10 protein-coding genes are annotated in these 11,716 nt (G+C 63.8%); 4 read left to right on the forward strand and 6 right to left on the reverse strand.

What is annotated here, in order from left to right; translation table 11 throughout:
- Positions 1-14: 14 nt before the first annotated feature.
- The 3 genes from HMPREF1023_RS05975 to HMPREF1023_RS05985 are packed head-to-tail and all read right to left on the reverse strand — an operon-like array spanning position 15 to position 2,609.
- Positions 15-437 carry an ATP-binding protein gene (locus HMPREF1023_RS05975; protein WP_009305295.1) on the reverse strand — a complete coding sequence of 141 codons (423 nt, stop codon included), beginning with the start codon at positions 435-437 and terminating at the stop codon, positions 15-17.
- Between the two features lie 4 nt (positions 438-441).
- The gene (locus HMPREF1023_RS05980; protein ID WP_009305296.1) at positions 442-747 is read right to left on the reverse strand and encodes an STAS domain-containing protein; all 306 of its coding nucleotides are present in this window, start codon (positions 745-747) and stop codon (positions 442-444) included.
- Positions 748-749: 2 nt separating this feature from the next.
- On the reverse strand, positions 750-2,609 hold the full coding sequence (locus HMPREF1023_RS05985; RefSeq protein WP_009305297.1) for a PP2C family protein-serine/threonine phosphatase: 1,860 nt from the start codon (positions 2,607-2,609) through the stop codon (positions 750-752).
- 298 nt (positions 2,610-2,907) lie between these two features.
- Here HMPREF1023_RS05985 and HMPREF1023_RS05990 point away from each other — a divergent pair, with 298 nt between their 5' ends.
- From HMPREF1023_RS05990 to HMPREF1023_RS06005, 4 genes are all read left to right on the forward strand, one after another.
- Positions 2,908-3,099, forward strand: coding sequence for a hypothetical protein (locus HMPREF1023_RS05990; protein ID WP_009305298.1), 192 nt, complete (start codon positions 2,908-2,910; stop codon positions 3,097-3,099).
- A gap of 109 nt (positions 3,100-3,208) precedes the next feature.
- Complete coding sequence (locus tag HMPREF1023_RS05995; RefSeq protein ID WP_009305299.1) at positions 3,209-3,796, forward strand: hypothetical protein; 588 nt, start codon at positions 3,209-3,211, stop codon at positions 3,794-3,796.
- A 110-nt stretch (positions 3,797-3,906) separates the two neighbouring features.
- Positions 3,907-7,554, forward strand: a complete 3,648-nt coding sequence (locus HMPREF1023_RS06000) for a S8 family serine peptidase (RefSeq protein WP_009305300.1) — start codon at positions 3,907-3,909, stop codon at positions 7,552-7,554.
- A gap of 127 nt (positions 7,555-7,681) precedes the next feature.
- The gene (locus tag HMPREF1023_RS06005) at positions 7,682-7,900 is read left to right on the forward strand and encodes a hypothetical protein (protein WP_009305301.1); all 219 of its coding nucleotides are present in this window, start codon (positions 7,682-7,684) and stop codon (positions 7,898-7,900) included.
- A 58-nt stretch (positions 7,901-7,958) separates the two neighbouring features.
- Here the strand turns inward: HMPREF1023_RS06005 and HMPREF1023_RS06010 are convergent, their stop codons facing one another.
- The 3 genes from HMPREF1023_RS06010 to HMPREF1023_RS06020 all read right to left on the reverse strand — a co-directional run bounded on the left by HMPREF1023_RS06010 (position 7,959) and on the right by HMPREF1023_RS06020 (position 11,706).
- Positions 7,959-8,900: a hypothetical protein gene (locus tag HMPREF1023_RS06010; protein WP_009305302.1), complete on the reverse strand. Its 942-nt coding sequence runs from the start codon at positions 8,898-8,900 to the stop codon at positions 7,959-7,961.
- Positions 8,901-9,225: 325 nt separating this feature from the next.
- A complete protein-coding gene (locus HMPREF1023_RS06015; RefSeq protein ID WP_009305303.1) occupies positions 9,226-9,486 on the reverse strand; it encodes a hypothetical protein in 261 nt (86 codons plus the stop codon).
- A gap of 48 nt (positions 9,487-9,534) precedes the next feature.
- Positions 9,535-11,706, reverse strand: a complete 2,172-nt coding sequence (locus HMPREF1023_RS06020; protein WP_009305304.1) for an NHLP bacteriocin export ABC transporter permease/ATPase subunit — start codon at positions 11,704-11,706, stop codon at positions 9,535-9,537.
- Positions 11,707-11,716 lie beyond the last annotated feature (10 nt).

Below are 11,716 nucleotides of genomic sequence, written 5' to 3' on the forward strand. Positions count from 1 at the left end.
TTCTGCGACGCGCCCTACCAGCGCTTCGCGATCGTCACTTCGTTGCACCCGTCGACGTAGCGGTACGAATGCGCGTCCATCAGACGCTTGACCATCATGATGCCCAAACCCCCGATGGGAGTCTCCTCCACCGAGCGGGGAGCCTCGGGGTCGGCGTGCCCGAACGGGTCGAACGGCACGCCGCCGTCGCGCAGCACCACCCTCGCCCCGCACCCGTCGGACGCGAGAGACACCGACACCTCCACATCGCCCGACCCGGGGTCGTACGCATAGCGAGCCACGTTCACGAACAGCTCCTCCACCGCCAAGCGCAGCTCCTTGCGCGCCTTGGGCGGGCACTCCGTCGTTTCCAAAGCCTCCGTCAGGAACCGCTGCACGGCAGGCTCGTTGCCCAACGCCGCCTCGATGCGCATGGTGCACGTCTCCGCCGCCTCCACCTTCCTACTCCACATCGAAGACGTCGATAAGACCCGTGATGTCGAACACCTCGCGAATGTCGTCGCTGGCGTTCACGATACGCAGAGCTCCTTCCGCGGCTGTGACCCGCTTTTGCGTGGCCACCAACACGCGAAGACCCGCCGACGACAGGTACTCCAGGTCGGCGAAGTCGAGCACCACCTTGCTCGTGCGCTCGAACACCGGCTCAAGAGCCTCCTCCAAATCGGCAGCCGTATTGGTGTTCAGATGCCCTCCCAACTTGAGAACCGCCTCGTCTCCGAAATAGTCTACTGCGATGTTCACATCCATGGTTACCCTCGATTCCCGGCCGCCGACGCCGCGGGGCCGTTTTCCTGTCCATCGTAGCGCAGCACCAGCAGCGTGATGTCGTCGGCCTGATCGGCCCCTTCCGCAAAGGCGCGCACGTCCTCCTCGATAACGCCCGACACGGATGCCGGGTATCCGTCGCACTCCCGCTCCACCAGCTGGAACAAGCGTTCGTCGCCGTAACAATGATCCGACGCATCCATGGCCTCGGTCACTCCGTCGGTGTACAGGATCAGGGAGTCGCCCCGGATCATGGTGCGCTCGAACACGCGATAGGGCACACCCTCGAAGCTGCCCAACAGCAGACCCGACCGGTCGCGCATCCACTCGACCGAACCGTCAGCGTGTCGGTACAGCGGCGGGTTGTGCCCGCCGTTGGCGTAAACCAATTTGCCGGATCTCAAATCCAACACCCCAAGCCACACCGTAACGAACATGCCGGCTTCGTTGTCCTCGCACAGGCCGTCGTTCGCTCGAGCAAGCACCTGGTCGGGCGAGAGGTCCTCGCGCAGCAGCTGGTTCAGCAGGGCCTTGACGCGCATCATGAACAGCGCCGCCGGTACGCCCTTGCCGGATACGTCGGCTATTACCACGCCGCAGTGATCCTGATCTATCAGGAAGAAGTCGTAGAAGTCGCCGCCCACTTCCTTTGCCGGGTGCATGGATGCCGATAGCCCGAAGTCATCGCATCCTGAGAACGGCGGGCGCACGGTGGGCAGAGCCGAAAGCTGAATGCGGCTGGCCACAGCGAGCTCGGATCGCGCCCGCTCGCGCTCGGCGCCCATGCGCGCGATGTCGTCCATGTGAGCCTGCAGCTCGTCGATCATGTCGGCCGTGTTGGCAGCCAGATCGCCCACTTCGTCTTTCGGGTAGCACTGCGAGCGGATGACGTCGGCCACGGCCGCGGACTTGCTGGCAGCGTAGTCCCGTACCTGGGAGCTGAGCGCTACGAGAGGTTTCACCAAGGTGCGGCGGAGCAGCAGAAGCATAGCCGTCAGGCAAACCGCGAACACGGCGAACGACACCACCACCGTGCTGGCAACCTGCGATCGCACTGCAGCTTCCAGCTCGTCGGTGCCCATCGACACCTCGTAAACCCATGTCTGGCCGTCCACGGCAAAAGGCACGTACATAGCGTACGTTTCGCCGTCCGGCGCAAGGGCGGGATCCGTGCTGGGCTCGCCGGTTTCGACCGCTTCCCACAAGGCGGGGTAGTCAGCTTTGAGGCGCTGCTCCTCGTCGCCGAAGAAGTGAGCATCCACCCCGCGCTTCTGATCGCCGGAAATCCCCTCCGCAACGTAGAGGACGGTCTCGTTCTGCTCGTCCGGAACAACTACCGCAAGCCTCGACACGCTGAACGAAGCGCGCAGCCGGTCGAGCATCGCGTCCAGGGAATAGAGCGAGAGGGGTATGCTTTTTCGCTCGTACTCCGCCAGCATGCCGTCGAGACGATCCTGATCCTCCTCGGTCGCCTCCTCCTCCGACCCCTTGAGCCTGTCGACTTCGGCATTGTAAGCGCTTATCAGCCCCTGCGTTTCCGCGAGGCTCTGATCGTACGTCGTCGCGGGGTCCAACTCGTCAGCGTTGTCTTTCCACGCTTGCAATGCATCCGAAGGAAGCGCCTGCGGAGTGGCGTTCGCGGCGTAACCGCCCACCTGCCCCAAGCGGTAGGCTTCGGACTGTAGGAAGGTATCGCGCGTGCTGACGTACGCGAGTGCGCAGTTGAGCACCACGGCCACTACGGCGAACGCCAGGAACACGAGCGCCAGCTTGCGAATGAGCCTTCCCGCATGCCCATCGTTTCGGCCGGACGACCGCTCCACCCGCCTTTCGTCGTTTTTCACGCAGCACCCCCGCATCGCGTCTTCATCGCATATTCGTTCGATCATAGGCCGGTCAGGCGATCGCTGGCAAGGCGCGCCGAACGAACGACCATTTCCAGCGAACGAAGGACGAGTTAAGCGAGAGAAGGCAAACAGAGCGAGCGGCTGACCTTGGCATCGTGCATGATCGTTCGTTCGCCGGGATCGGTCTTTCGTTCCGCGCTGCTTGCCTTCGCGAAGGCCGTTTCTATACTGAAGGAATTCGAAACGTCCGGCACGAAGCCGAGCGCCCCCTGGACACGAGAAAGGCGGATAGGCTATGGATGACTCCAACGAAGACGATCACGCGAAGACCCTTCCAAAGGAGCACGACCGCGACGCGGCAATCGACGACGCGCGGAAGGCCCCGGAAGAGCTTGAAGATGAAGGCTTAGATGCCGTATCGGCCGGGTCGGGCGAATGGTCTCGTTTTGGGCCAGGCATCCCCCCGAAACCCGTACCCCTTCAGTAACAACTGCCCTTTGCAACCTGGCACCGCTCGTCATCAGGCACTTTCAGACGTCTGGTAGAAGCCGCACCCATACTTCGCCTCATCAATCCTCTACGATAAAGGACACGCTATGAGCAATCCAGCGCGTACCGGAACCCAAAAAGCCCTGCACGTCGTGTCCATCATCATGATCGTGCTCGGCGTGCTGGTAATCCTATCGGGCGCCTCCCTCATCGCGCTCGGAGTGTCGGCCGCCACGATGGGAATGGACCAGCCGATGACTTTGGGCGATACCGAGACCACGGCAGACACCACCTCCGTCGCTCTGGGAATCATCGTCCTCGCCATGGGCTTGGTTCAGCTCGTCGTCGCCGCATTCGGCCTGCGCGGCTCCAAGGACGCAAGCAAGATCGGGCCGTTTAGAATCCTCATCTGGGGCATCTCCCTGGTCATCCTGGCGACCATCCTGTACGGATGGTTTTTCAACGGCAACTGGCACATCCAGAACAGCCCTCTTCTGCTCATCGGCAACGTGATCTACCTGCTGGTGTGCTCCACCCTCGCCGACGCGGTGAAGAGGGAGCACGACCTGGGCATCGTGGGCGAGGCCAAGGCCAAAGTCGAGCGCTCGGGCAGCCAGAAGGCGCTGCTGGTCATCGGCGCCTGCACGTGGCTGGCCTACGACATCATGCGCCAGAGCCGCGGCATCGAGGCGTAAGCGCGAGCGGCCCAGGTGCCCCTGCACAGGTTTCCGAGCATGTTGCCGTAGTTGCCAAAAGAGCAATTGCAACAAGAAGTATATGCGGTCACGAGAGAAGGGACGCGGCGATGGACGAAACGATAAAGCAGGGGAAGGGCGCGCTTCGCTTGCTGCTGGCGACTATGTTGGCGGCAATGCTGATCCCCTGGGCTCCCCGAGCGGCTTGGGCCGATGAAAACGAAGCAGCTGCCCAGACGCAGACGAGCGAGATCGCCGATCTGCTGGCCGCCGGAGACTACGTCGAGGGCGAGGCTCTCGTCGTCGTTGACAACGCGGTATCTCGAAACAGCCTCCGTTCGCGCAGCGTCGACCCGCTCTCCTCGGCCGAACCGCTCATGGACGCGTCGGCCGAAACGTACGCCACCGCTACGGGCGTCGACGTGCCGTTGGAACAATCTGTTTCCAACGGCCCGGTTCTCCTGCGCAGCGCAAGATCCCTGCCTGAAGACGACGCGGTGAGCATGGTGCTGGTGCGGCAGGAGGGTACCTCAACCGAGGATCTCCTGCGCCAGCTGCAGGACGACCCGCGCATCCTGTCCGCCGAGCCGAACTACGTGCAGCGGCTGGACGACCCCGATCAGACGGCGCTCGATGAGAGCACGCCGCAAGTCGCTGCGGCATTGGGGCTGGATTCGTCGGACGCGGCGCCGTCGGCTCCGGCGAGCGCGGATGCAAGCGGCACGGCCGCTGCCGACCTGTCCGGCTACCAGTGGGGCTGCCGCAACACCGGAGAAGTCATGGTGCAAGAAGAGGCGCCGCCCCTTGCCGGTTTCGACATCGCGCCGCCGAATTGGAACCAGGTCGGCACAACGAACGCCGCCGACGTCGTTGCCGTGGTTGACACTGGCGTGGACTACAACCATCCCGACCTCAACGGCATCATGTACGACATGACGCAGTACACGGACAGGGGCGGACGCTACGGGATCAACGTCGTGCCCGGCATGGATCCCACCGATCCGATGGACGATCATTACCACGGAACGCACTGCGCGGGCATCATCGCGTCGCAATGGGATGGCGTGGGGACGAGCGGCGTCGCGTCCGGCGTGCAGCTGGTGGCCGTTAGGGTCGCAGGTAGGCAGAACACGATCGAGAGTGCGGATACCATCAGGGCATACGAGTATCTTGCCGAAGCCGTTGATGCCGGCTTGCCACTGCGCGCCATCAACAACTCGTGGGCCGGAAGGACGATGAGCAAAGCATTCAGCTTGGCGGCGACGAAGCTGGGCGAGAAAGGCGCCGTGACCGTCATCGGGTCGGGCAACGATGCCGCCGACGTTGACAAGATACCGATGACCGCATCCGTGCTCACGCATAACCCGTATGCGGTCGCTGTCGATGCGTCGGATTCTTCAGGGCAGCTCGCCTCGTTCAGCAACTACGGCGTGGAAACGACCGACGTGGTGGCTCCGGGCATGAACATCATGTCCACCGTGCCCCTCGGCAGGGCGGCCTACGCTCCCGAAGCCGACGGCTCCCCTTTGAGCTACGAGACGTTCGAAAGCGACGCCCCGTCGGTTACGGCGCGCGCGACGCCGACGTCGTCCGAGGATATAGATGCCGTCGTGCAGGGGGCGACCCATTTCGATGCGAGGGGCGGAGCTCTGAAGATCCCCTTTTCCGAAATGCTCACGGAAGAGACGGCGCTGGGCATCAGTTTTCGAAGCGTCGTGGTGTCGATGGAAGTCGATCCGTCGAACCAAGAGGGCGTCCGGTACGTAGGAATGAACGCGACGGCCACGAACCAGAACAACGACAACCTGCTTTACCAGGTTGCGATAATGAAAGACGGCGCGCTTGATTGGACGCCGATGGGACAGACGGCTGTCGCGGCCCTTGGGAAGGACCGAGGTTGGACGACCATCGCCTTCGACGCCCAGGCGCTTGCCCAGAATGCCGGCGGCACCTTGGCGTTCGAAGGCGGCAAGCTGCAGGTGCGGCTGACGTTCGCACGCGCCGGCACGCCGATCGCCCCGACCGATGCCCTGTACCTCGACACGGTTGGAACGGGCAGGGCCGGCTCCGCGATTCCCTATCAATCTTTGAGCGGGACGTCCATGGCAACTCCCATGGTCACCGGCGCGGCCATGGTGCTCGCGCAGGATGTCGACGGCTCCACCCCGGCCGAGCGCGCTGCGAAGCTGGCGGCGCTCGTGAAGGCCTCCGTGCGTCCGGTGGACGCGTTCTCCGGCAAGTGCTCGTCGGGCGGACACCTTGATTTGAGGGTTGCGTCGGGCAACTTCGTCCCGGTGGTGTCGGGCGCTCGGATGGAATCCGACGGCGACGCCGCACTCGTCATGGTGGAGGGTAGCTACTTCGGCGCAGCTCAGGGTGCGGGAAGCGTGCACATCGGCGGCAAGGAGGCTGCGGTGCGCTCCTGGTCGGACGGCTCCATCGTAGCGGAGTGCCCACAGGGTCTCAAAAGCGGCGTGCTGGTGGTAGAGGTAACGGCCGGCAACGGCAAGAGCGGATCGAAGGGCTTCCTGCTGCAGGTTCCCGAGCGACCGGACGACCAATCCACGCCCCTGTTCGAGAAGACCATAGCGCTTCCCACGTCGGATGAGGGCCTGCCGGTTGGCGTGTCGTACGGTCTTCTGACCGGGCTGGGCGGTTCGCTATACCTGCTGCCAAACGACTTCAGCATATCGCATGCGGGTACTTATGCGCTATGGCGCTACGACCCCGATCAGGACAGCTGGACGCAGTGCGCCGACCTACCCGAGGCTCTCAGCAGCGCATCGATGACCGTGTTCGACGGCAAGCTATACGTATACGGCGAAGCGGGCGAGACGGATGGGGCGTTGGCTCCTCGTCTTGTCAGCTACGATCCGCCGACGAACGCCTGGACTTCCCATGACGCTTCCCGCCTGCCGTTTCATGCGACGATAGTGAACTGCGATGGAGCGATGCTGCTGGTGGGCGGCGCCGCGTACGACGGTGCCAAATGGGTCGAGCTGACCGAAGGCAACATCGCCGTGTACGATACGCAGACGGGGGCGGTAACGGCTGCGGGATCCCTCGCGACAGGCCGCTCGACTCCCTTTGTCGTAGCGCGAGGGGCCGAGCTGTTCGTCGCCTTGGGCGATGTGCACGACGTGACGGGCTCTTCGACGACGAGCCCCGTATTCGAGCGCATCGTGAGATCCGGCGACTCGTACGTTGGCAACGACCTGTCCGCCGCCCTGCCTGCGCTTGCGCCCGGCTACGACGATTCGTTCGGCTTGGCAGCGGTCAAAGCCGGAGTGGTGCTGTCGGGCCGTATCAGCGTCGAAGAAGCCGACGGCGGACGCGAGCTCGATCAGGACACCTATCTGTTGGACTTGGCGAACGGAGACAAAAGTTTCCAAGGCATCGACAAGCGCGCCTCCCGGGTGCCGCTGTACTTCCCGAGCTCGACAGCGTACGACGGATGGCTGTACACCATGGGCTTCTCGGTCTACGAGAACGGTGGCCGGGTGATACGGGCCACACCGATGGAGACGCTGCCCCAACCCGGCGACCTACCTGAACCTGGACCCGGCCCTACGCCCGGACCTGGCCCTGCAGCTGCGCCGGAACCGGTTGTCGGCAAGGGGGATGCAACGTCTCTGGCGAGAACCGGCGACCCATTAGGCGCTTTCGTGCCGGCTATCACGCTGGCCGCCGGTGTCATGCTCGCAAGCATAGGCGTTGCCACGGCTGCACGACGAAAAGCGAAAAAGAACAGGCTATGAAGACGGCAGCGGATGCCACCGGATCTTCTCGATGCGCGCACCAGAGCCTATCGGGGTCAAAGGAAGTAAAAGAAGGATGTCTTTGCAAAAAACGACCGGTTATTCGATCTGAAACAGGAGATAGGTTATGAGCGAATCCAAGAAGCACGACTCTTTGAGCGCCGAAGAGCTGGACGGGGTGGCTGGCGGCGTATTTTTTCAGAGGGATCCCTCCGAATCGTTCTGCCCGTTCTGCAGTATGAGCACGAAGGATCCCAAGTTTAAAGACACTCACCTATATCTTGGCGAAGGAGAGCGTTTCTGCGAGGTGGAATGCAAAACCTATCCTGGCGACGAAATCTGGTGAGATATGGTGAAGGCCGTCGAGGGATCGACGGCCTTCACGGAAGAATGGAAGCTCGCGCTTACGCCTCGATGCCGCGGCTCTGGCGCATGATGTCGTAGGCCAGCCACGTGCAGGCGCCGATGACCAGCAGCTCCACCGCGCCGCTCGCGCCGATGGACGAGAGCATGCCCTGCGCCGCGAGCCAGACGTCGCCGGCGACCTCGATGGCCAGGCCGATGACGCACAGCACGAAGAACGGCTTGACCTTCCGCGGATCGCGAGCGCCGCGCAGGCCCAGGGCGCCCACGACCAGGTCGACGACGCCGCTGCCGACCAGCACGACGCCCAGCACCAGGCCCACGGCGATGCCGGCCACCAGGTCCGGGTCGTTCGGGTCCATCGCGTTCACGGCGTCGGTGCCCAGGCCGGCGGCGATCAGCGCCAGGAACGCGAGGCCCAGCACGATGGAGATGACGGCGAACACCACCAGCACGATGGAGATGACGCGCAGCGCCTTCTGGCTGCCCGAGCGCTCGACTTCGGCCTTGGCCTCACCAACGATGCCTCGGTCATGCTCCTTCTTCACCACGTCGGCGAGGGTGGTGCACACCAGCAGGTAGACGACGTCGCCGATAAGCAGGAAGGGGTCGTCCAGGAATGTGCCGCCCAAGAACCAGTTGTACACGATCATCGCCAGGATGACGATGGAGATGCCCCAGCTGAGCGCGCGATAGGGGCCGACCTTGCTCGCATCGTTGGAAGCGCGCAGGCCAAGGAAGGCAACGATCAGCTGCAGGGCGCCCATGATCAGGACCAAAATGCCCACGGCCATGGTAAGGATGCCCGCCGTCGTCTCGGTGCCCCGGAAGTTCACTGCGTCGTTCAGGCCGAGCGAGTCGGCCGCCGCGCCGGAGGCTATGATGATCGCGCCCGAAAGCGCAACCAAAACTCCGAAGATGATCATGATGATAGAGGTGATGCGCAGAGCTTTCTGCGTACCGGTGCGAGGGGGATGCGCCATAGTACGTCCTTTCTCGAAAACGGATCTTTTAAGTCGAAGTATAGGAGCGCTGCGTCCGATAGGCGCGCGAAAGAGCCCGACAACGGAAAGGACGGCACGAGCGCGGCATATCCCGAAACGAACGCCGACGAGCCCGCGCAGATCCCTAGTCCCCGCCGACGGCGGACAAAGGCATGGCGACCCCGCTCGCAAGCACTGGCGACCCGCCGGGAACCGTCGCAGCAGCAACAGCCCTTTTCGCTGCCGCCGCGCTCGCAACTGCGGCGGCCATCGCGCGACGGACGCGTACGGGACGCGACGATCAGCGTCTGAAGCGAAAGTCCGCTTACTCGCGAAACAGCGTGTAATCCAGATCCGACTTGTTGCACTGCCACACAGTGGCGTTGCTGAAGCCGAAGCGCTCATGGTCGTTCGTAAACGCGGTGCCGTAGAGACTAACGGCAATTTTCATCCCGCAGTAAGGGCAGATGCCGCCGGGCACCGCTTTCGGAAGAGCGGCCACGGCCCTGTCGGACAGAGCCTCGCCGCCGGACACCTCTTCAAGATCGTCCAAGCCAAGCTGCTGGAATTTATCGGAATCGTTCATGTTCGATCCGCCTTTCTGTCAGCCCTTTAAGCGAACAGACCCCCACCCCTACATGGTCTGGCGCTCCACCAGTTCGGCGAATACGCCGCCCAACGCGCACAGCTCCTCGTAGGTGCCGTCCTCCACCACGCGGCCGCCGTCCAGCACGATGATGCGGTCGCATGCGCGAATGGTGGACAGCCGGTGCGCCACGATGATGCGCGTGCACTTCATCCGATCGAGCGCCTCGCTCACCTGTCGTTGCGTCACGTTGTCCAGCGCGCTGGTGGCCTCGTCGAAGAACAGTACCTTGGGTTTGGGGGCAACGGCGCGCGCGATGAGGATGCGCTGGCGCTGGCCGCCCGAGATTCCGCCCGCGCCCTCGGACACCATCGTATTCATGCCCATGGGCATGGCGCGAATGTCGTCGGCGATCCCCGCCAGCTCGGCCGCCTCCCACGCATCCTCCATCGTGAGCCACGGCGCAGCCACCACGATGTTGGAGAAGATGTCGCCGGTGAACAGCTTTCCGTCTTGCAGCACCGTGCCGATGTTGCGGCGCAAACTGGCCACGTCCAGCGTCTCGATGTCGCGCCCGTCGTACAGCACGGCGCCTTTCTGCGGCTTTTCGAATCCCAGCAGAAGCCTCATGAGCGTCGATTTCCCGCAGCCGGTCTTGCCCACCACGCCCACGGACTGGCCGGGGCGGATCTTCAGCGACAGATCATCCAGCACGGCAGGCGCGCCTTCGGCGTAGCGGAAAGTGACGTTGTCCATCTCGATGCGACCGGAACAATGCTCGAGCACCTGCTTGCCCCCGGCGGACTCCGGCACCGATTTCATGATGGGTGCGGCCATATCGAGGTGCGGCTTGATGGACGCGAAGTTGCCGGCGACGCCGGCCAGCGACATGAACGCGCCCGTGGCCATGCCGTACGCCAGATTGAACGCCATGTACTCCGATGTCGACACACCGGTCTGCACGGCGGTGAAGTAGATGACGATGGTGCCCACCACCGAGACCGCCGTCTGCACGACGTTCGAGTAGCGCATGAGGCGCGGGCCGTTGTACGTCAGCTTGACCTCGTCTTTGTACGAATCGACCCAGGTGGCGTACGCGCGACGCTCCGCACCGGCCAGCCTGATCTTCTGGATGCCGGTGAACAAGGCGTATTCCCATCCCTTGCGGCGCGCGGAGTGCTCCAGCTTGCGCTTGGTCACGCTCACCTGCACCAGCACGGACGCCACCGACACTGCCGCGCTGGCCAGGATCACGCCCAGCGCGGGCAAGGCCAAACCGGGTGCGTACGCAGCTATCTGCGCCACGTACGCCAGAGAGAACACCGAGGTCAAACCCGTGGTCAGGACGATGTTCTGCAGCATGCTCGCCAGCGTCTCGATACTCGAGAGGCGTGCGGACAGATCGCCCGATGCGTACGCGCGGTAGAACGGCGCCGGCAGGGAAAGCGTACGCATCATGGCAGCGGCTTGCACCGACAGGCTCAGCTTCGTGCCAACGCGCGACATGACCAGTTCTTTCGCGCCGCCGATGAGCACCCGGGCGCACGTGACCGACGCCAGCAGCACGGCGATGGGCACCACCACGCCCACGTTGCCGCTATCCACCACCGGTCCGAAAATCAGACTGTTCACCGCAGGCAGAAGCATGCCCAACAACGTCACGGCCAACGTCGCCGCCACGATCATCACGTAATCCGAAAGGTCCAGGCTGCGCACCATGTGCAGCAGCACGTCCCTCACGCCCAGCTCTCGCTGCGGCAGGGGCTGGTAGAAGCAGTACGCTTCCTGCGTGAGCCGCGCAGCATTCGCGCGATCGACGCGTACCTTCTCGCCGGTGGCGACGTCGCTGTACGCGAAACCCCCCGCTGGCTGAGGGATCAGCGCTACCGGCGCGCCGTCGACGAACCCCAGCATAGCCCCCGCCGCGTCGCGCTGCCAGCCTTTCGACAACACGACGCGCCGGCACATCACGCCTGTTCCCCGCAGCTGGGCGTCTATGAGGTCGCGCACGCTCTTCGGGTCGCGCGGGGCATCGGCCGGCTTCACGCGGTAGTACGCCAGCACCTCGCCCACGGCATCGGCCGCGGCTTTGCCCGCATCCACTTCCGCGCCGCCCGCCGCCCGCCCGGTGATGGCCACGGAAAGGTCCCAGGCCGCCTGAGAGACCAGGTCCTCGTCATGCTCCAGCCGTTCTTTGATCTGACTGTCGAACCAACCCATGCGCACCTCC

The organism is Eggerthella sp. 1_3_56FAA, assembly GCF_000185625.1.
GTDB lineage: Bacteria > Actinomycetota > Coriobacteriia > Coriobacteriales > Eggerthellaceae > Eggerthella > Eggerthella lenta.